The organism is Burkholderia sp. Bmkn7, assembly GCF_041103175.1.
GTDB lineage: Bacteria > Pseudomonadota > Gammaproteobacteria > Burkholderiales > Burkholderiaceae > Burkholderia > Burkholderia cepacia.
In genome coordinates, this window is record NZ_JBGCUH010000003.1 from 2,141,309 (window position 1) to 2,159,702 (window position 18,394).

General features: G+C 68.1%; 18 protein-coding genes. 8 read left to right on the forward strand and 10 right to left on the reverse strand.

Going from position 1 to position 18,394, the window contains the following annotated elements:
• Window positions 1-46 precede the first annotated feature (46 nt).
• Both AB3K92_RS31455 and AB3K92_RS31460 read right to left on the reverse strand, forming a co-directional pair.
• Complete coding sequence (locus AB3K92_RS31455; RefSeq protein WP_081077412.1) at window positions 47-373, reverse strand: DUF4148 domain-containing protein; 327 nt, start codon at window positions 371-373, stop codon at window positions 47-49.
• Window positions 374-444: 71 nt separating this feature from the next.
• Window positions 445-864: an organic hydroperoxide resistance protein gene (locus AB3K92_RS31460; RefSeq protein WP_042975135.1), complete on the reverse strand. Its 420-nt coding sequence runs from the start codon at window positions 862-864 to the stop codon at window positions 445-447.
• Window positions 865-1,252: 388 nt separating this feature from the next.
• On the opposite strand from AB3K92_RS31460, the gene AB3K92_RS31465 reads away from it, so the two are divergent.
• Window positions 1,253-2,572 carry an MFS transporter gene (locus tag AB3K92_RS31465; RefSeq protein ID WP_059621064.1) on the forward strand — a complete coding sequence of 440 codons (1,320 nt, stop codon included), beginning with the start codon at window positions 1,253-1,255 and terminating at the stop codon, window positions 2,570-2,572.
• Window positions 2,573-2,627: 55 nt separating this feature from the next.
• Here the strand turns inward: AB3K92_RS31465 and AB3K92_RS31470 are convergent, their stop codons facing one another.
• Complete coding sequence (locus AB3K92_RS31470; protein WP_060306624.1) at window positions 2,628-3,515, reverse strand: LysR family transcriptional regulator; 888 nt, start codon at window positions 3,513-3,515, stop codon at window positions 2,628-2,630.
• Here AB3K92_RS31470 and AB3K92_RS31475 point away from each other — a divergent pair.
• A complete protein-coding gene (locus AB3K92_RS31475; protein WP_369466863.1) occupies window positions 3,514-4,872 on the forward strand; it encodes an alpha-hydroxy acid oxidase in 1,359 nt (452 codons plus the stop codon). The two genes, AB3K92_RS31470 and AB3K92_RS31475, sit on opposite strands and share 2 nt — an antisense overlap.
• 42 nt (window positions 4,873-4,914) lie before the next feature.
• On the opposite strand, the gene AB3K92_RS31480 is transcribed toward AB3K92_RS31475, so the two are convergent.
• Window positions 4,915-5,379 (reverse strand): RidA family protein, encoded by a 465-nt coding sequence (locus AB3K92_RS31480; protein ID WP_369466541.1) that lies wholly within the window; start codon window positions 5,377-5,379, stop codon window positions 4,915-4,917.
• Window positions 5,380-5,589: 210 nt separating this feature from the next.
• Here AB3K92_RS31480 and AB3K92_RS31485 point away from each other — a divergent pair, with 210 nt between their 5' ends.
• Window positions 5,590-6,555 (forward strand): LysR family transcriptional regulator, encoded by a 966-nt coding sequence (locus AB3K92_RS31485; protein WP_104767932.1) that lies wholly within the window; start codon window positions 5,590-5,592, stop codon window positions 6,553-6,555.
• A 31-nt stretch (window positions 6,556-6,586) separates the two neighbouring features.
• Here AB3K92_RS31485 and AB3K92_RS31490 read toward each other — a convergent pair whose 3' ends face one another.
• From AB3K92_RS31490 to AB3K92_RS31505, 4 genes are all read right to left on the reverse strand, one after another.
• Complete coding sequence (locus tag AB3K92_RS31490) at window positions 6,587-7,294, reverse strand: SDR family NAD(P)-dependent oxidoreductase (RefSeq protein ID WP_369466542.1); 708 nt, start codon at window positions 7,292-7,294, stop codon at window positions 6,587-6,589.
• 580 nt (window positions 7,295-7,874) lie between these two features.
• Window positions 7,875-8,438, reverse strand: coding sequence for a shikimate kinase (locus tag AB3K92_RS31495; RefSeq protein WP_060306612.1), 564 nt, complete (start codon window positions 8,436-8,438; stop codon window positions 7,875-7,877).
• Window positions 8,435-9,082 carry a hypothetical protein gene (locus AB3K92_RS31500; RefSeq protein WP_124923918.1) on the reverse strand — a complete coding sequence of 216 codons (648 nt, stop codon included), beginning with the start codon at window positions 9,080-9,082 and terminating at the stop codon, window positions 8,435-8,437. The genes AB3K92_RS31495 and AB3K92_RS31500 overlap by 4 nt, the downstream gene beginning before the upstream one ends.
• 28 nt (window positions 9,083-9,110) lie before the next feature.
• On the reverse strand, window positions 9,111-9,521 hold the full coding sequence (locus AB3K92_RS31505) for a thioesterase family protein (RefSeq protein ID WP_021159585.1): 411 nt from the start codon (window positions 9,519-9,521) through the stop codon (window positions 9,111-9,113).
• A gap of 381 nt (window positions 9,522-9,902) precedes the next feature.
• Between AB3K92_RS31505 and AB3K92_RS31510 the strand changes: the two genes are divergently transcribed.
• A complete protein-coding gene (locus AB3K92_RS31510) occupies window positions 9,903-11,015 on the forward strand; it encodes a 3-deoxy-7-phosphoheptulonate synthase (RefSeq protein ID WP_369466543.1) in 1,113 nt (370 codons plus the stop codon).
• Between the two features lie 19 nt (window positions 11,016-11,034).
• Here AB3K92_RS31510 and AB3K92_RS31515 read toward each other — a convergent pair whose 3' ends face one another.
• Window positions 11,035-12,402 carry a glutamate--cysteine ligase gene (locus tag AB3K92_RS31515; RefSeq protein ID WP_369466544.1) on the reverse strand — a complete coding sequence of 456 codons (1,368 nt, stop codon included), beginning with the start codon at window positions 12,400-12,402 and terminating at the stop codon, window positions 11,035-11,037.
• Between the two features lie 114 nt (window positions 12,403-12,516).
• Window positions 12,517-13,353 (reverse strand): helix-turn-helix domain-containing protein, encoded by an 837-nt coding sequence (locus AB3K92_RS31520; protein WP_021159581.1) that lies wholly within the window; start codon window positions 13,351-13,353, stop codon window positions 12,517-12,519.
• Between the two features lie 154 nt (window positions 13,354-13,507).
• Between AB3K92_RS31520 and AB3K92_RS31525 the strand changes: the two genes are divergently transcribed.
• The 4 genes from AB3K92_RS31525 to AB3K92_RS31540 are packed head-to-tail and all read left to right on the forward strand — an operon-like array spanning window position 13,508 to window position 18,362.
• On the forward strand, window positions 13,508-14,956 hold the full coding sequence (locus tag AB3K92_RS31525; protein WP_226129736.1) for an efflux transporter outer membrane subunit: 1,449 nt from the start codon (window positions 13,508-13,510) through the stop codon (window positions 14,954-14,956).
• Between the two features lie 9 nt (window positions 14,957-14,965).
• The gene (locus AB3K92_RS31530) at window positions 14,966-16,336 is read left to right on the forward strand and encodes an HlyD family efflux transporter periplasmic adaptor subunit (RefSeq protein WP_081061187.1); all 1,371 of its coding nucleotides are present in this window, start codon (window positions 14,966-14,968) and stop codon (window positions 16,334-16,336) included.
• The gene (locus AB3K92_RS31535; protein WP_059700335.1) at window positions 16,333-17,871 is read left to right on the forward strand and encodes a DHA2 family efflux MFS transporter permease subunit; all 1,539 of its coding nucleotides are present in this window, start codon (window positions 16,333-16,335) and stop codon (window positions 17,869-17,871) included. The genes AB3K92_RS31530 and AB3K92_RS31535 overlap by 4 nt, the downstream gene beginning before the upstream one ends.
• Window positions 17,868-18,362 carry a hypothetical protein gene (locus AB3K92_RS31540; RefSeq protein ID WP_369466545.1) on the forward strand — a complete coding sequence of 165 codons (495 nt, stop codon included), beginning with the start codon at window positions 17,868-17,870 and terminating at the stop codon, window positions 18,360-18,362. Before AB3K92_RS31535 ends, AB3K92_RS31540 begins: the two co-directional genes overlap by 4 nt.
• Window positions 18,363-18,394: the final 32 nt, after the last annotated feature.

Genomic DNA, 18,394 nt, shown 5'->3' on the forward strand with positions numbered 1-18,394 from the left:
ATGGAAGGAATTCAGGGTTCGCGTTTCGACGGACGGCGCAGCACGCTCAATGTCCGAAATACACCGAGCGGTCGGCCACGCTGACTGCATGGCGGCGGCCCGATTGCGTGGCCGCATCGCCGTTGCCGCCGTAGCCGGACGCCCGGTCGTTGCCGGCGACCGCATCGGCCGCCTGGATCCGCGTGAGTGCGGCCTGAAGATCGTCCGGATAGGTTGCGTCGGTCGCGCGATTCAGCGGGTAGCCGGCGTGTTGCAGCTGGGTAAGTTCGGCGCGCACCTGCGCACGCGTCACGGCGGCTTCGCTGGAGAACGCCGGTGCGGCGGCGGTGGCCGAAACAGCGACGAGAAGGGCGGCGATCAATCGGGTATTCATCATTCACCTCGAAAAAAAAAGAAGAAGAACCGGGCATTCGGTCAGGCGGCGCCGGGCCGCCCGACGCACGTTCAGGCGATGCGGATGTCGACGTCGATGTTGCCGCGCGTCGCCTTCGAATACGGGCAGGTCTGGTGTGCGGCATCGACGATGCGCTGGGCGACGTCGCGATCGAGCCCCGGCACGCTCACGTTCAACCGGGCCTGAAGGAAGTACGCGTTGCCGGCGGTGCCGAGATCCACTTCGGCGTCGACGGCGAGATCGGCCGGCAACGTCACCTTCGCGGCACGCGCCGCGAGCTGCATCGCGCCGATGAAGCAGGCCGACCAGCCCGCCGCGAACAGTTGCTCGGGATTGGTGCCGGTGCCGGCGCTGCCCGGCGACGACAACTGGATGTCGAGGCGGCCGTCGGAACTGCGTGCGGCGCCGTCGCGGCCGCCGGAAGTCGTATGCGTCTTGCCCGTGTACAGCACGTGTTCGATCTTGCTCATCATTTGCTCCGTCAGTTGAGGTTTGTCTCAGATGCGATTCGATCGCATGCGACGCAGTTTGGTCTTGTCGCCGACCCACGTCAAGCGCATTCGATTAAATCGTATGCGATATTTTGTATTTCAATGTATCCGGAACGCGGAGCGCCTTTCAGGGCAAGCCTTCCCGGCGATCGATCCCTGATAACCGGGGAACACTGAACGACGCCGAAACAGGCACGGAAGCGGGGAGTTGCCGCCCCGACTTTCCATAAAGCGAACAGGTTCCTTGTCATTATTTCGCTTTCTACAATGCATCGTCTCTTCTAACCTTGCCGCACCCGATCGCAAGCGGCCCGCCCACGGCCGGCACTTGCACGGATCACGAGCACAATCGAAACGGAGACATTACGTGTCGCGCGTCAGCCCTCTTGCAACGGCCACGGATTCCCGGCCGACCGGAACCCTCGCGAACCTTCGATCCATCTTCAGCGGATCGGTAGGCAACCTCATCGAGTATTACGACTGGTACGTGTATTCCGCGTTTTCGCTGTATTTCGCGAAGGCGTTCTTTCCGAACGGCAACCTGACCGTGCAGTTGCTGAACACGGCGGCCATCTTCGCCGTCGGTTTCGTCATGCGCCCGATCGGCGGCTGGCTCGTCGGCCTGTACGCGGATCGCAACGGACGCAAGGCCGCGCTGCTCGTCTCGGTGCTGGCGATGTGCGTCGGCTCGCTGATCATCGGCCTGACCCCCGGTTACGACACGATCGGCCTTGCCGCGCCGGTGCTCCTGGTCTTCGCGCGGCTGCTGCAAGGGCTGAGCCTCGGCGGCGAATACGCGAGTTCGGCAACGTACCTGAGCGAGATGGCCGACAAGTCCCGGCGCGGCTTCTATTCGAGCTTCCTGTTCGCGACCCTGTCGCTCGGCCAGTTGCTCGCGATGGGTGTGCTGGTCGTGCTGCAGCAGTTTTTCCTGACCACCGCGCAACTCGAAAGCTGGGGATGGCGCATCCCGTTCCTGCTCGGGTCGCTGCTGGCCTGCAGCGCGATCTTCCTGCGCAGCAACATGCAGGAAACGGCATCGTTCGAGCAGCACCGCCGCAGCAAGCGCCGCCACGCGTCGATCGCCGACCTGTTCCACCACAAACGCGAGTGCCTGATCGTGGCCGGCCTGACGCTCGGCGGCACGGTCGCGTTTTATGCCTATACGACGTACATGCAGAAATTCCTCGTCAACAGCGCGGGGATGAGCAAGGCCGACGCATCGATGGTCTCCGTGATCAGCCTGCTGGCATTCGTCGCGATGCAGCCGATCTTCGGCAGCCTGTCCGATCGCGTCGGGCGTCGCCCGCTGCTGATCGCGTTCGGCGTACTCGGCACGCTCTGCACCGTGCCGATCTTCCAGGCGCTCCGCGGCGTTCAGACAACCGGCGCCGCGCTGGCGCTGATCGTCGCCGCGCTGCTGATCGTCAGCCTGTATTCGTCGGTCAGCGCCGTGGCCAAGGCCGAACTGTTCCCGGTCGGCGTGCGCGCACTGGGCGTCGGGTTGCCGTATGCGATCACGGTGTCGCTGTTCGGCGGAACGGCCGAATACGTCGCGCTTTGGATGAAGAGCATCGGACACGAAGCGTGGTTCTTCTACTACGTGTCCGCGTGCGTGCTCGTGTCGCTGCTGTGCTACCTGTGGATGCCCGATCCCAGGCAGGTCTCGCGCATCGACGAAGCGTGACGACGGCACGCATCATCGAAATCGCCCGGCCCGACGCCGGGCGGCAAATCACGGTTCAGCAGAAGTCCGCGTACTGACGCACCAGCGACAGCATCGACGGAATCAGCCCGCGCACGTCGCCGCGGCGCCACTGGAACGCATATTGAAGCGGCGCCAGCGGCGGCTCGCTCGTCAGCTGCACGAGATGGCCGCCCGGCCGCGCGCGTGCCCAGTCGACCGGCAGGAAGCCGATGCCGACACCTTCGCCCAGCATGCCGGCCACGGCACTCCAGTTGTTGCACTCGATCCTGCGCGCATGATTGACGCCGCACGCGAGCAGCCAGTCGTCGAGGATGCGTGTCACGCCCGAACCGGACGGCAGCAGCACCAGCGCATGACTGGCGAGCAGCGCCGGCGTCAGCACGCGCTCGCGGCCGACCAGCGCCTCGGCCGCCATCCACGCGAACCGCGCTTCCGCCACCGGCTGCGACAGCACGCTGCTGCGCGACGACCGGCCGGCGATTACCGCGAAATCCAGTTCACCGGCATCGACTTTCTCCTCCAGTGCCGCGCCCACGTCGACATACGGCTCCAGCGCCAGCTTCGGGTGCTGCTTCTGGACCGCCGCCACGAAGCGCGGCAGCCACGTCAGCGCCGACAGTTCGCCGACGCCGAAGCGCAGCCGGCCGCTCAACCCTTCGTCCCTGGCAACCGATTCCTGCAGCGCGGCGACGGACTCGAGCACCCGCACCACGGCCGGCAGCAGCGCCTCGCCGTCGTCGGTCAGCACGGCCCGGTGGCCGCTCCGGTCGAACAGCGTGCGTTCGACGACCTGTTCCAGTTCGTTGATGCGCTTGGACAGCGACGACACCGACAGGTGCAGCCGTTGCGCGGCGGTCGAGAAGTTTGCGCAGGTCGCCGCCCAGTAGAACGCGTCGAGCTGCTTGAGAGTCGGGGTCGCCATTGTCTTTCGCTTTTATCGAACAAATTCATTGGAAGATTATCGCTTTTTAAGCACGCCGCGCGTACCTAAAATTCCGCCATCGACTCGAAAACAGGCTTCAGACATGACTCCTTCCGCCTCATCCGTTTCCGGAACAAGCCGCCCCCTGGCCGATACGCGCACGCCGCACATGCCGCGCGTGCTGCGAAAGATGCTGTGCCTCCATGATTTCGAAGCCGCGGCACGCCGCGCGCTGCCGCGCCCGATCTTCGGCTACGTCAGCGGCGCCGCGGAAGACAACCGCACGCGCGACGACAATCGTGCCGTGTTCGACGAGTACGGGTTTGCGACGCGCGTGCTGCGCAACGTGTCGCAGCGGGAGCAGGGCGTCGAGCTGTTCGGACGACGCTATGCGTCGCCGTTCGGCATCGCGCCGATGGGGATCCATGCGCTGTCGGCCTATCGCGGCGATATCGTGCTGGCGCGGGCCGCACAGCGCGCGGGCATCGCGTCGATCATGAGCGGCTCGTCGCTCATTCCACTGGAGGAGGTCGCCGCCGCCGCGCCGGAAACCTGGTTCCAGGCATACCTGCCCGGCGACGCAGGCCGCATCGCCGCGCTGCTCGAACGCGTGGCACGTGCCGGCTACCGGACACTCGTGATCACGGTCGACATCCCTGTATCCGCCAATCGCGAAAACAACGTGCGGACCGGCTTCACCACGCCGCTGCGCCCCGGGCCGCGCCTGTTCTGGGACGGCATCGTGCGCCCGCGCTGGCTCGCCGGCACCTTCGCCCGGACGTTGCTCGCGCACGGCATGCCGCATTTCGAGAACTCCTTTGCCACCCGCGGCGCGCCGATCCTGTCGTCCACGGTGCAGCGGGATTTCTCGGCCCGCGACCATCTCGACTGGGGCCACCTGGAACGGATCCGGCAGGAATGGAAGGGCGAACTGGTGATCAAGGGCATCCTCAGCGTGGACGATGCCGTCATCGCCCGCGACGCCGGCGCCGACGGCATCATCCTGTCGAACCACGGCGGCCGGCAGCTTGACGGCGCGGTCTCGCCGATGCGAATCCTGCCCGACGTGGTTCGGGCGCTGGGCGCGGACTATCCGGTGATGATCGACAGCGGCTTTCGGCGCGGGTCGGACGTGCTGAAAGCGGTCGCGATGGGCGCGCGCATGGTGTTCGTCGGGCGGCCGTTCAATTACGCGGCGGCCGTGGCCGGTGAAGCCGGCGTCATGCACGCGATCGGGCTGCTGCGCGACGAAGTGGACCGGAACATGGCGATGCTGGGCGTCGAACGGTGCAGCGGCCTGACGCCCGATGTGCTGATCCGGAAAGGCGGCGTGCCGGCGTCGCCGGTGGCCGTCTAGCGCGGGGAAGGCCGGTTGCCGCCCTCCGGGACGATACCCGCATTACGCCGGGTCGATCGCGGCGATCACGACGAGGGCCACGGCCGCGTCGGCCGGCAACTGGCGCAGGGAGAACACCGAGCGCGCGTGTCCCGCCTTGTCGCCCAGCACGGCAGCGAACAGGTCGGACGCGCCGTCGATCACGGCCGGCTGCCCGAAAAAACCGTCGGCCGAACTCACGTGCCCCTCGACGCGCGCGATCTTGCGCAGGCGCTCGAAGCCGCCCAGGTACCGGCGGATCTGCGCGAGCACGTTCAGCGCCGCAAGCCGGGCGGCATGCTTGCCGTCGTCGACGCTCAACTGCTCGCCGACGCGGCCGGAATAGGCGACCTTGCCGTTGACGAGCGGCAGTTGTCCCGACACGAACAGCAGGTTGCCCGCTTCGCTGACGGCCGTATAGCTGCCGAGCGGGTTCGGCGGTTCGGGTAACGCGAGGCCGAGCTCGGCCAGCTTCTGTTCGACGGTCATGTCATGCTCCTTGCAGGAAAAGGGTTGGGGCAATCGGTGCTGCCTGCGAGTCACTGTAGTCATGCGACCGAAACCGGTAAATGTCAGCTGAGCAATTGATTCACGACACGGTGTAACAAATCGCGCGACGCATGCCCGCTGGTTTGCCGCGCGAGATTCATGCACACTCGTGGCTCCATCGCGCGCCCTACGCCGGAGACGGCAGCAACCATGCAACGACAATTCGACGACCTGCTGCTGGGCAGCATCGAGCTGTTCTGTCTTGCCGCCGAACTCGGCAGCTTCACGCTCGCGGCAAACGCGGCGGGCGTCACGCCGGCCGCGGTCAGCCGGTCGGTGGCGCGGCTCGAGGAGCGTCTCGGCGTGCGGCTGTTCGTGCGCACGACACGCCAGATCCGCCTGACCGATTCCGGCCGCCGCTACTTCGAGCAATGCCGCGACGCGCTGTCGCAACTCGTCGACGCGGAGCGCGAAGCGACCGGCCAGCAGGCGACGCCCGCCGGCCTGCTGCGGATCAGCATGCCGACGCCGTACGGGCACTATCGCGTGCTGCCGCTGCTGCCGGCGTTCCGCGAGCGGTACCCCGAGGTACGCGTCGAAACCCACCTGAGCAACCGCAACATCGATTTCGCGGAGGAAGGCTACGATCTCGCGATTCGCGGCCGCGCGCCGGCCGATTCGAACCTGGTCGCGCGCAAGCTGGAGGACGCCGAACTCGTGGTCGTCGCGACGCCCGGCTACCTGAAGCGCGCGGGCATGCCGGCCGCCATCGACGACCTGCATGCGCACGAATGCATCCAGTTCGAACTGCCGAGCAGCGGGCGGCCGGTTCCGTGGCTGTTCAACGACGGGACGGAGGAAGTCGATGTCGCGACGACCGGCAGCTACGGAACGTCGGGGGACTACCTTGGCGGTGTGACGCTCGCGCGCAACGGCGCGGGCCTGTTCCAGACCTACCGCTTCATCGTCGAGCAGGACCTGCGTGCCGGCACGCTCGTGGAAGTGCTGCCCGGCCTCGGCGGCCGGTCGCGGCCCTTCGTGCTGCTGTATCCGCATGCGCGTTTTTTGTCGTCGCGCGTGCGCGTATTCGTCGACTTTCTGGTCGAGCAACTCGAGCGTGCCCCGACCAGGCAGCCGGTCGGGCCACGCGCCAAACGGGCCGGCGCATCGCGTTAGGTGTGCCGGCTCGCGGTTTCGACGCCGCGACTCAATGCCCGGCGCTCTGGCCGCCGTCGACGTGCAGGATCTCGCCCGTGACGAACGGTGCCGAGTCCAGGTACAGGATCGCGTCGACGATGTCGCTCATCTCGCCCATGCGGCCGACCGGATGCAGCGACGCGAGCGTCGCATGGGTTTCGGGCGCATGCATCGGCGACTTGATGATGCCGGGCGACACCGCATTCACGCGAATGCCGGCCTTCGCATACTCGATCGCGAGCGACTTCGTCGCCGCATTCAATCCGCCCTTCGTCAGCGAGGCGAGCACCGACGGCACGTTGCTGTTCGCATGATCGACCAGGCTCGTCGTGATGCTGACCACGTGTCCGCCGCCGTGCTTCTGCATCGCGGCGATCGCATGCTGCGTGATATGGAAGAAACCGCTCAGGTTGACGCTCGTGATCTGCGCATAGTCGTCCGCGGTGTACTGCGTGAACGGCTTCGCGATGAACACGCCGGCGTTGTTGACGAGCGTGTCGACGCGGCCGAAGTGCTCGATGGCCGCGTCGACCACGCGCCGGGCGACGGCCGGATCGCCGATGTCGCCCGCGACGGTGACGAGATCCGGATCGTTCGACGGGCCGATCGAACGTGACGTCGCGACGACGTGATGGCCGCGTGCGCGGAATGCGTTGACCGTTTCCGCGCCGATGCCTTGCGATGCGCCGGTGACGATGATGACCTTGGATGCGCTCATGATTTGCCTCGATAGGTGAAGGGTTTCCCGGCTTCAGTGCCGAACGGATCGATGAATCCGATGGGCTCACTGTAGGCGTGCCGGTCACGATCTCGAACACCCACCATGGCGCAACAGTCTTGCGTCGCAGGAACAAATGCGGCGGAGGGCGATTGACGCCCGTTGGCGCGACGCGCGGTCGTCGACGAACTCCGCGCGTGCTGCGGGACCCGCGAACCTCGCCGGAGACGATGCGCCGGTTCGTGAAGGCAGGCCGCCGCGATTCATCCCCGAGCCTCTCCTGAAAGCGGACGACGCAGCGCGTTTCGACGGCATGGTGACGGTCACCCGGCCGTGCCGCGCCAATTCGAAGCTCAGGCGAGCAAAACCGGCATGAAACAGCGCACGTTCCAGCAGCGCCTTTTCAGCGTCTTTGCTCTCCTGCTCGCATCATCAAGATAACTTTTCTTATCACAACGACATGATTAAAAATCCAAACTCGTCGTTTCGAAAACGCGTCGGGTACTCGAAGTTCGCGCCGTGCCCCTGCGTCCCGCGATCGCTTCGGGGGCAGGGGAGCGAACGTCCGTCGCACGCGCCGTCAATCCGGCGCATCGAGCCGCGCCAGCAGCACCGTCAACACGTCAGCCGTCGCGCGCGCGACGTCCTGCGCTGTCGTGTCGACGAACGCATGTGCGCATTCGCGATACAGCGGGTCGCGCATCCGGTACAGCGCGGCGAGGGTTTGCCGCGGGTCGGCCACCTGCAGCAGCGGCCGCCGCGTGTCATCGCGCGTGCGGCGCCACAGCGCATCGGGGTCCGCATGCAGGTAGATCACGCAGCCGCGCTCGCTCAGGCGCGCGCGGCTGCGCGGATTCAGCACCGCGCCCCCGCCGGTCGCCACGACGACGTTCGGGCGCTGCGTCAGTTCGTCGACGATTTGCGTTTCGAGCAGCCGAAAGCCGCCTTCGCCGACCCTGTCGAACAGCTCGGCGACCGAGCGGCCGGTGCGCCGCGCGATCTCGTCATCGCTGTCGGCGAACGTCCAGCCGAGCGATGCCGCGAGCGCGCGGCCGAGCGTCGATTTGCCCGCGCCCATCATGCCGACTAGGAACGCGCGGTCGGGCAGGGCACGCACGTCGACCGTCGTGGCGACGGCGCTCATAACCGTCGCGCAAGCGGCCAGCCGGCCCGCGTCGCCGCGCAGATCCGCCGCGCGCGTACCGCGTCCGACAACGTGTCGAGCGCCGCGTCGGTGGCTGTGTCGTCGGCGTCGAGCAACGCGCCGAGCACCTGGCCGTCCGGATCGCCGGCCGCGATGTGCTCGGCCGCATCCGCCGCGATCGTTTGCGGCGTGCGTTCGTGGGCCTCGTCACGTTCCGGCCGCCGCCACCCGTTGCGCAAGTCGCGCCATCGCACGACCAGGCCGCAGAACAGCCCGCCGCCCGGCACGGCTGCATCGTCGCGCGGCGGCGCCGTGTCGCCGGGCGTCGCGCACTGCGTGACCCAGCTCGCGAACTCGAGCAGCGACGCGTCGTGAGCGAGCGTCGCCGCGTCGAGCGCGACGGTCACGCCGGCATCCCGCAGCCGCCCGAGCAGCAGGCGCACGCCGTCGTGCGCGCCACCGCACGGCTGCAGCAGCACCTCGAGTTCGTCCTCGTGACGGCTGACGAGCGAACGATGCCGCTCGAGCGCGGCCGGCTCGAGCAACGCCTGCGCCGCATGCCGGACGATGACGATCGCGCGGTCGTCGCGGCGCTCGACGATCGCGCCGATCCGGCGCCGGGCGCGCGCCACCGCGGCGCTCACGTGTCGCTCCCGAAATGGCGCGCGCGCATCACAGCGAACCCTGGAATTCGAGCACGCGCGCCTTGAACTCGTCGGGCACGGCCTGCGTCGTGTTGTTCGCGTAATCGAACATCACGTGCGTCGACATGCCGCGCGCGACGATGGTCTGGTCGTCGCGTTCCATCAGGTGTTCGAGGTCGAAGCTCTTGCTGCCGAAACGCACGATGCTCGACCGGATCGTCAGGTTGTCGCCGAATTGCGCCGGTGCGAGGTACTCGCACTGCGTCTTCACCATGATGTGCGGCAGCTTCTCGCTCCGCGGCAGGCCGAGGAGATCGAACATGTAGCAGAGATAGGAGTGCTGCAGATAGTCGTAATAGACGGGACTGCTCACATGGCCCATCGAATCGGTATCGCGATACTTGACGTGAATCGGCGTTTCATAATGACGTTTCGACATGGTGATTCTCCGCAATGACTGGGTTGATTTATATATATGAACCTGATCGGCCTATCAGGAATCTGAAAATTAATTGAACGCCTATCGCGACGCCACTATCAGAACGAATAGCGGCCCGCTTCGAAAGGTTGAACAATCGGCATCCGTACGCCATAAAATGCTACAGAATCGAGAATGGAAAATCACAGTCCCGGCCCGGAACGTGTCTCGAAATCAGGCAAATCCAATGCCTGAATTTCCTATCCTCTTGCTTATTTCTGTCATTCATAAGGTTATGAATTAGAAACTGGCAACTATGTTAGTTGCGCACGGAAAGCACCATTCAATACAGTCGCGCTGTAGTAAAAAATCCCCCGAATTATCGACAGGAGGGCAGTCCCCATGCATGCGAATACCTGGACGACGAACTGTGACGCGGAGCTGCACCTGCCGTCCCCCGCGGATCTGGCCTGCGCGCTGCAGCCCGCGTTGCGCGCGTCGCGCACGGTTCATCTGGCTCGCCACGCGATCGTCGACGTGTTGAACGGCACGGACGACCGTCTCGTGGTCATCGCCGGCCCGTGCTCGGTGCACGACCCGGCCGCGGCGCGCGACTATGCGGCACGGCTCGCGCTGCAACGCGCGCGCTTCGCGGACGAGCTGGAAATCGTGATGCGCGTGTACTTCGAGAAGCCGCGCACGACGGTCGGCTGGAAGGGGCTCATCAACGACCCGCTGCTGGACGGCAGCGAACGGATCGACACGGGGCTGCATACGGCCCGCGCGCTGCTGTGCGACATCAACGGCGCCGAGATGCCGGCGGCGACCGAGTTTCTCGATCCGCTGTCGCCGCGCTACCTCGCCGACCTGGTCGCATGGGGGGCGATCGGCGCCCGCACCGTGGAATCGCAGGTGCATCGCGAGCTGGCGTCGTCGCTGCCGATCCCGATCGGTTTCAAGAACGGCACCGACGGCAATGTCCAGGTGGCCGTCGATGCGATGTGCGCGGCCGCGCGCGCGCATCGCTTCCTGTCGGTCGACACGGGCGGCCGGCTATGCGCGGCGGCCTCGCCCGGCAATCCGCATACGCACGTCGTGCTGCGCGGCGGGCGCGAGCCGAATTTCGACGCAGCCGCGGTGAATGCCGCATGCGAACGCATGGCGGCCGCGCACTGCGCGCCGCGCGTGATGATCGACGTCAGCCACGGCAACAGCCGCCGCCAGTTCCGCAATCAGCTGGGTGTCGGCACGGCCGTCGCCGCGCAGGTCGCGGCCGGCGATACGCGCATCGTCGGCGTGCTGGTCGAGTCGAACCTGATCGAAGGGCGCCAGGATCTCGTGCCCGGCGTGCCGCTGCGCTACGGGCAGAGCATCACCGACGCATGCCTCTCGTTCGCCGATACCACGCAGCTCCTCGAGACGCTCGCGCACGCGGTTCGTGCGCGCCGGCGCGGGCATGCGCCGGCGCCGGACGTCGAGTTCGCGCACGAGCCGCTCCTCGCGTGCTGCGCATGAGCGGCCCCGCGCGACGCGGTCAGATTTCGGCTTCGTCGTAGATCCGCGTCGCGTCGCCGGCCCACGCGTCGCGATAGCGGGCAAGCCAGTGCTCGGCCTGGGTCGGCGCACCGGCGACGATCTCGTCGAGCGGCGCGAGATACACGGATTCGTCGCGGCCGGCCGCATCCCTGCGCGCCCGCGCGCGCAGGCCGCGATGCGCGATCGCGAGCGCATCGGCCGCGATCGCGCGCAACGGGCGGCCGTCGACCGACGCGCCGAGCCCGAAACGCGGCACGTCGCGCCGCAGGGTCAGCAGCGCGCCGCGGTCGATCGCGGCGGCCAGCGTCTCGGCCTCCGACAGCGCGGTCGGATCGTACAGCAGGCCGGTCCAGAATGCCGACAGCGCGACCATCGTGGCGGGCGAACCCGCATCGGCGCCGCGCATCTCGAGGTAGCGCTTGAGCCGCACTTCGGTGAAGACCGTCGTCAGGTGGTCGGCGAAGTCGCCGAGGGTCGGCGTCTCGCCCTCGAGATGCGGAATGCGGCGTCGCATGAAATCGCGGAACGTCCATCCGGTTGCGTCCGCGTAGCGGTCGCCGCGCCGCACGAAATACATCGGCACGTTGTCGAGCAGCCAGCTCACGTAGCGCTCGAAACCGAAGCTGCGCGACAGGAACAGCGCAGGTACCCCGCAGCGATCCTCGTCGGTGTCGAGCCACGTGTGCGCGCGCGTCGACAGCAGGCCGGTCGGCCTGCCTTCGGCAAACGGCGAGTTCGCGAACAGCGCGGTCGCGACGGGCTGCAACGCAAGCGACACGCGCATCTTGCGCGCCATGTCGCTTTCCGATGCGAAATCGAGGTTGACCTGCACGGTGCAGGTGCGCTGCATCATGTCGAGCCCGCGCGTCCCGACGCGCGGCATGTAGCGCTGCATGATCCCGTAACGCTGCTTCGGCATCCACGGCAGTGCCGCGCGCGCAAGGTGAGGGTGAAACCCCAGCGGCGCGCAGCGCAGGCCGAGCGGTTCGCACGCGTCGCGCACCGCGGCGAGGTGCGCATGCAGCTCGGCATGCGTATCGTGCAGCGTTTCGAGCGGCGCACCCGACAGTTCGAGCTGGCCGGCCGGCTCGAGCGAGATCGCGGCGCCGTCGCGCTGGATCACGCCGACGGTCCGCCCGGCATCGACGATCGGCGCGCCGTCGCCTTGCAGCCCCGCGAGCACCGCGGCGATTCCTGACGGCCCGTCGTAAGGCGCGGCTGCGTGCGTCGCACGCGCGACGACGAACTTCTCGTGCTCGGTCCCGATCCGGAACTGCACGGCCGGCTTGCAGCCGGCGGCCAGATGATCGGCGAGCTGCTGCTCGGAGACGATCGGCGTGTGGTCCGACCCAACGGCATTCGACATCGACACCCTCCACAAGTCACATTGAGCGACCGACCGGCCGGTCGCACGGCGACTATAACGACGTCGATGCGGGTGCTGTACTGGCAGGGGTGATAGGGGCAGGGCCGTACCGCGCTACGGCTGCCTGCGCTTCGCGAAGTAATGCGCGGGCGAATCGCCGAACGCGCGGCGGAACATCGCGATGAAGTTGCTCGGCGTCGCATAGCCCAGCGCGTCGGCGATGTTGGCGACGCTGTCGCCGCTCGCGAGACGTTCGAGCGCATGCGTGAGGCGCGCCTGCTGGCGCCATTGCGCGAAGCTCGTGCCGGTTTCGGCGACGAACAGCCGGCTCAGCGTGCGGGCGGACAGCCCGGCCCATTCGGCCCACGCTTCGAGCGTGCGGCTGTCGTGCGGCTGCCCGAGGATCGCGTTGGCGATGCGCAGCAGCCGCCGGTCGCGCGGCATCGGCAGGTGCAGCGGCTCGTGCGGCGCGCGGCGCATCTCGTCGAGCAGCACGACGCTGATGCGTGCCTGCTCGACATCGAGCCTGTCCTGGTCCGCCCACGACACCGCGCGCCGCACGAGCGCGCGCATCAGCTCGGTGATCGCGATCACGCATGGCTGTCCCGGCATCCTCCGGCTTGCGGCCGGTGCGATCACGACGCTCCAGCCGCTCAACGCGCCGCTGATGCTGACCTTGTGCTGCTCGCCGGGCGGAATCCAGCCCGCGCGATGCGGCGGCAACAGCCATGAACCGTGCGGCGTGCGCACGTGCGCGAAACCGCTTTCCACGCAGAACACCTGCCCGCGCAGATGGCTGTGCCAGTCGACCTCGCGGGTGCCGAGCCGGTAGGTGTTGCTGCCGTCGTCTTCCCCCCAGACGGCGATCAGTGACGGGCCGTCCTCGCGTTCGCTCGGATCGGAATCGGCGCGCTGCACGGTGCGCGGTGGAGAAGTGTCTCGGATGGGCATGGCCGGAATTCATTATTTTTTGTCTAAACAACATTATCAGCTTTGCCCTGGGGCGTCCAACAATGCGTGTCGTGTTCAAACCGATACGAAGCAGAGGAATGCGATGCATGCAGCACTTGCTCCCTGGGCACGCGATGCCGGCGCACTGCGCGTCATGTCGCGAATCGCCGCCGCCGCCGCGCTCGTCGTGCTCGGCGCGTGCGCGAGCCGCGACGGGCTCGCACCCGCAGGCACGCTGCGCGGCGCCGATACGCTCGCCGCATCGCGCAGCCTCGCGCATGTGCCCGCCGCCGACTGGCCGGCCGCCGACTGGTGGCGCGCGCTGAACGACGCGCAACTGAGCGCGCTGATCGACGAGGCGCTCGCCGGCAACCCCGATCTCGCGACCGCCGATGCGCGCGCACGCGAAGCGCAGGCGCTGGTGATCGAAGCGCGGGCCGCGCGGCTGCCGCATCTCGACGGCCGCGCGAGCGCAAAGGCCGAGCGGCTGTCCGGTACCCAGTTTTCGTCGGGCGAGGGCGGCGGCTTCTTCAGCCACACACGCGAGGTCAATCTCGGCCTGAGCTGGGATCTCGATCTGTGGGGCGGCCGTCGTGCCGCGTGGGAAGCCGCGCTCGGCGAAGCGCGCGCCGCGCAGATCGATGCGCAGGCCGCACGCGTGCTGCTGTCGGTCAACGTTGCGCGCGCCTACGTGAATCTCGCGTATGCGTTCGATCAGCAGGACGTCGCGCGGGCCGAATACGCGCGCGCCGACGAAGCGCTCACGCTCACGCGCCAGCGTGTCACCAAGGGCATCGACAACGTCGCGCAACAGCGCCAGGCGGAAAGCGAAGTCGCGGCCGCGACGCGCGAGCAGGCACGCACGGCCCAGGCGATCGACAGTGCGCGCATCGCGCTCGCGATCCTGCTCGGCGCCGGCCCCGACCGCGGCCTTGCGCTCGTGCGGCCCGCGCCGCTGCCGACCGCCGCGCTCGCGGTGCCGGCCGACCTCCCGGCCGCGCTGCTCGGCCGGCGCGCCGACCTCGTCGCCGCGCGCTGGCGGGTCGAGGCGGCCAGCCGCAACGTCGCGGCCGCCCGTGCGGATTTCCTGCCCAACGTCAGTCTCACCGCGCTGATCGGGCTCGCGACGCGCGGGGGCGCATCGCTGTTCCAGGCGGCATCGCGCACCTACAACGCCAGCCCGGCCGTGAGCCTGCCGATCTTCGACGGCGGCGAGCGGCGCGGCGTGCTGCGCAGGCGTGACGCGCAATACGACCTCGCGGTCGCCGGTTACAACAAGACGCTGATCGGGGCGATCGGCGAGGTGGCCGACGATCTGCACCGGCTGGATTCGCTCGCCGTGCAGACCGATGCGCAGCAGCGTGCGTTCGACTCGGCCACCGATGCGTGGCGACTCGCGGACGCGCGCTACCGGGCCGGCGTCGGCAGCTACCTCGACGCGCTCGTCGTGCGCCAGCAACTGCTGGTCGCGAGCCGCGAGGTCGCCGCGTTGCGCGCGCAGCGCGCGGACCAGTCGCTGCAGCTCGTCGCCGCGCTCGGCGGCGGCTTTCGCGCCGAGCCGGACGACGTCGCGCTCGCCGCCACTCCTTCCCAACGTCCTTGATATCGAACCATGAGCAGCGACAACTCCCTGCAGACTCCCGCGCGGCCGGCCGCCGCCGATTCCGCCAGCGCCCGCCAGCAGCCGGCGGCCGACCACACCGGCGCACCCCGCGCGCCGGGCGGGCCGGACGCGCGCACGCCACCGGCATCCGGCGGTGCCGCACCCGCGACGCCGCCCGCACCGCCGGCACGGCGCAAGCATCTGGTGCGCGCGCTCGTCGCCGTGTTCGCGCTGGGCATCCTCGGCTGGGGCATCTGGTACGTGATCGTCGGACGCTGGTACGAATCCACCGACAACGCATACGCGCAAGGCAACGTCGTCGAGCTGACGCCGCAGGTGACTGGCACCGTCGTGTCGATCGACGCGGACGACGGCAACCTCGTCCGCGCCGGCACGCCGCTCGTACGCCTCGACCCGAGCGACGCGCAGATCGCGCTCGCCACCGCGCAGGCCGATCTCGCGGCAACGGTGCGCAAGGTGCGCGGCCTGTACAGCAACGAACGCGGGCTGGCGAACAGCATCGACGGCGCACGCGCCGAACTCGACTCGCGACGCACCGCGCTCGACAAGGCGAAGGCCGACTACAGCCGCCGTGAGGATCTCGGCCGCTCCGGCGCGATTTCACGCGAGGAACTCGCGCATGCACGCGACACGCTGACCTCCGCGCAAAGCGCGTACGCGGCCGCGCAAAGCGCGCTCGCCACGTTGAGCGAGCAGCACCAGACGAGCAAGGCGCTGATCGACGACACCGCGGTCGCGTCGCACCCCGACGTGCAGGCCGCGGCCGAACGGCTGCGCGCCGCGTACCTCGCGCATGCACGCACCGACGTCGTCACGCCCGTCACCGGTTATGTCGCGAAGCGCACGGTGCAGGTCGGGCAGCGCGTGTCGCCCGGCGTGCCGCTGCTGGCGGTGGTGCCGCTGCGCGAGCTGTGGGTCGATGCGAACTTCACCGAGAAGCAGCTCGAACACATGCGCATCGGGCAGCCGGTCGAACTGACCGCCGACCTGTACGGCGACGCGGTGCGTTATACCGGCCGCGTGCAAAGCCTCGGCGTCGGCACCGGCAGCGCGTTTTCGCTGCTGCCGGCGCAGAACGCGACCGGCAACTGGATCAAGATCGTGCAACGGCTGCCGGTGCGCATCGAGCTGACGGAGCCGGCCCAGCTCGACGCGCATCCGCTGCGCATCGGCCTGTCGATGCACGCACGCGTCGACCAGCACGACCGCAGCGGCGCGATGCTGTCGCGTCGCGAGCAGCGCGCGCCGGTCTTCCGCACCGACGTGTACCGCGACGAGCTGGCACGCGCCGACAGCCTGATCGCCGACGTCATCCATGCGAACCTGCCGTCGGCAGCGCGCGCGGAGACGGTGCGATGAGCGGCCCGATGGCGGCCGCCGACAGCGGCTTTCGACCGTCGAGCGTCGGACTCACGACCTTCGGCCTCGCGCTCGCGGTTTTCATGCAGGTGCTGGACGGCACCGTCGCCAACGTGTCGCTGCCGACGATCGCCGGCAACTTCGGCGTGAGCACGACGCAGAGCGCGTGGGTCGTCACGACGTTCTCGGTCAGCAATGCGATCGCGCTGCCGCTGACCGGGTTTCTCGTCAAGCGCGTCGGGCAGGTGCGGCTGTTCGTGTGGGCGACGCTCGCGTTCACGTTCGCGTCGCTCCTGTGCGGCCTCGCGCAAAACCTGCCGCAGCTCGTTGCGTTCCGCGCGCTGCAGGGCCTGGTGGCCGGGCCGATGATCCCGACCACGCAGGCGCTGATGCTGTCGATCTACCCGCCGCAGCGGCGCGGTTTCGCGCTGTCGATGATCGCGATGGTCACGGTCGTCGCGCCGATCGCGGGGCCCGTGTTCGGCGGCTGGGTCACCGAGCATTACTCGTGGCGCTGGGCGTTCCTGATCAACCTGCCGATCGGCGTGTTCGCCGCGATGTGCGTGTTCGCGCAGATGCGCGCACGCGTCGAGACGACCGTTGCCGCGCGCGTCGACTATGTGGGCCTCGCCGCGCTGATCGTCGGCGTCGGCGCGCTGCAGATCGTGCTCGACAAGGGCAACGAAGCCGACTGGTTCAACTCGACGTTCATCGTCGTGATGTCGGTGGTTGCCGCGTTCGGCATCGCGCTGTTCCTGATCTGGGAGCTCAACGAGCCGAACCCGATCGTGAACCTGCGGCTCTTCGCGCATCGCAACTTCGCGGCCGGCACGCTGACGCTCGTGCTCGCGTATTCGGCGTTCTTCGCAGTCAACGTGATCGTGCCGCAGTGGCTGCAGCGCACGCTCGGCTACACCGCGTTCTGGGCCGGGCTCGCCGTCGCGCCGATGGGCGTGATCCCGGTGCTGATGACGCCGTTCATGGGCAAGTACGCGCCGCGCTTCAACATGCGCGTGCTCGTGTGCTGCGCGTTCGCGATCCTCGGCACGTCGTCGTTCCTGCGCGCGGGTTTCGTGCCCGACATCGACTTCACGCACATCGCGCTGATCCAGCTGCTGCAGGGCCTCGGCCTCGCACTGTTCATCATGCCGATCAACAGCATCCTGCTGTCCGACCTGAAGCCGGACGAGATCGCCGCCGGCTCCGGCCTGTCGACGTTCCTGCGCACGCTCGGCGCGAGCTTCGCGGTGTCGATCACGTCGTTCCTGTGGGACCGGCGGGCGATCCTGCACCACGCGCAGCTCAGCGAGCACGTAAGCGCGTTCGACCCGGCCGTGCGCGCCGAAGTCGCGCGGCTCGGCGGCGGCGATCCGCAGCGCGCGGCGACGCTGCTGGGCAACCTGGTCGATGCGCAGGCGTACCAGATCTCGTTCAACGACGTTTCGTTCGCGCTCGGCTGCGTGTATCTCGCGGTGATCGCGGTGGTCTGGCTCGCCCGTCCGCCGTTCGGCCCCGGTGCCGCCGCGAAACGATGAAGCGGGCGCCGCGCGGCCCGTTCCGACCCATGCTGTTCAATTCGATGGAGGTTGACCCGATGCCCACCGACCACGCTGGTGCCATGCCCCCCGACCTGGCGACGCTCGCCGTGTTCGACGTCGCGGAATTTCCGTTCGTCGTCGTGCGCAACGATGCGATCGCATCCGCCGGCTACGCACAGCGCTGGCTCGACGACATGCACGCGCTGATGCGGCACGGCGAGCCGTTTGTCATGATCTTTCCGCCGGCCCGCCCGGATGAAGCGCACGACGACCGCAAGGAACGCGGCATGTGGCTCAAGCAGAACCGCGCCGCGCTCGCCGCGGTCTGCCGTGCGCTCATCACGATCGAACCGGACCCGGCCGAGCGTGAGGCGGCCATCGCGAACGCATCCGGCATCGAAAAGGCGTTCGGCATTCCGTTCGACGTGACGGCGTCGCTCGACGACGCGAGGCAGGCAGGCCGGCGACGTCTGGCCGAGGCGGTCTAGCGCGGCCCGTTCACGCGCAACGTCTCGAACCG

Excerpts from the sequence above, each read along its gene's own strand:
- AB3K92_RS31455 (WP_081077412.1), bottom strand. The coding sequence starts at position 373 with ATGAATACCCGATTGATCGCCGCCCTTCTCGTCGCTGTTTCGGCCACC.
- AB3K92_RS31460 (WP_042975135.1), bottom strand. The coding sequence starts at position 864 with ATGAGCAAGATCGAACACGTGCTGTACACGGGCAAGACGCATACGACT.
- AB3K92_RS31470 (WP_060306624.1), bottom strand. The coding sequence starts at position 3,515 with ATGGCGACCCCGACTCTCAAGCAGCTCGACGCGTTCTACTGGGCGGCG.
- AB3K92_RS31480 (WP_369466541.1), bottom strand. The coding sequence starts at position 5,379 with ATGACCGTCGAACAGAAGCTGGCCGAGCTCGGCCTCGCGTTACCCGAA.
- AB3K92_RS31485 (WP_104767932.1), top strand. The coding sequence starts at position 5,590 with ATGCAACGACAATTCGACGACCTGCTGCTGGGCAGCATCGAGCTGTTC.
- AB3K92_RS31490 (WP_369466542.1), bottom strand. The coding sequence starts at position 7,294 with ATGAGCGCATCCAAGGTCATCATCGTCACCGGCGCATCGCAAGGCATC.
- AB3K92_RS31495 (WP_060306612.1), bottom strand. The coding sequence starts at position 8,438 with ATGAGCGCCGTCGCCACGACGGTCGACGTGCGTGCCCTGCCCGACCGC.
- AB3K92_RS31505 (WP_021159585.1), bottom strand. The coding sequence starts at position 9,521 with ATGTCGAAACGTCATTATGAAACGCCGATTCACGTCAAGTATCGCGAT.
- AB3K92_RS31510 (WP_369466543.1), top strand. The coding sequence starts at position 9,903 with ATGCATGCGAATACCTGGACGACGAACTGTGACGCGGAGCTGCACCTG.
- AB3K92_RS31515 (WP_369466544.1), bottom strand. The coding sequence starts at position 12,402 with ATGTCGAATGCCGTTGGGTCGGACCACACGCCGATCGTCTCCGAGCAG.
- AB3K92_RS31520 (WP_021159581.1), bottom strand. The coding sequence starts at position 13,353 with ATGCCCATCCGAGACACTTCTCCACCGCGCACCGTGCAGCGCGCCGAT.
- AB3K92_RS31525 (WP_226129736.1), top strand. The coding sequence starts at position 13,508 with ATGTCGCGAATCGCCGCCGCCGCCGCGCTCGTCGTGCTCGGCGCGTGC.
- AB3K92_RS31530 (WP_081061187.1), top strand. The coding sequence starts at position 14,966 with ATGAGCAGCGACAACTCCCTGCAGACTCCCGCGCGGCCGGCCGCCGCC.
- AB3K92_RS31535 (WP_059700335.1), top strand. The coding sequence starts at position 16,333 with ATGAGCGGCCCGATGGCGGCCGCCGACAGCGGCTTTCGACCGTCGAGC.
- AB3K92_RS31540 (WP_369466545.1), top strand. The coding sequence starts at position 17,868 with ATGAAGCGGGCGCCGCGCGGCCCGTTCCGACCCATGCTGTTCAATTCG.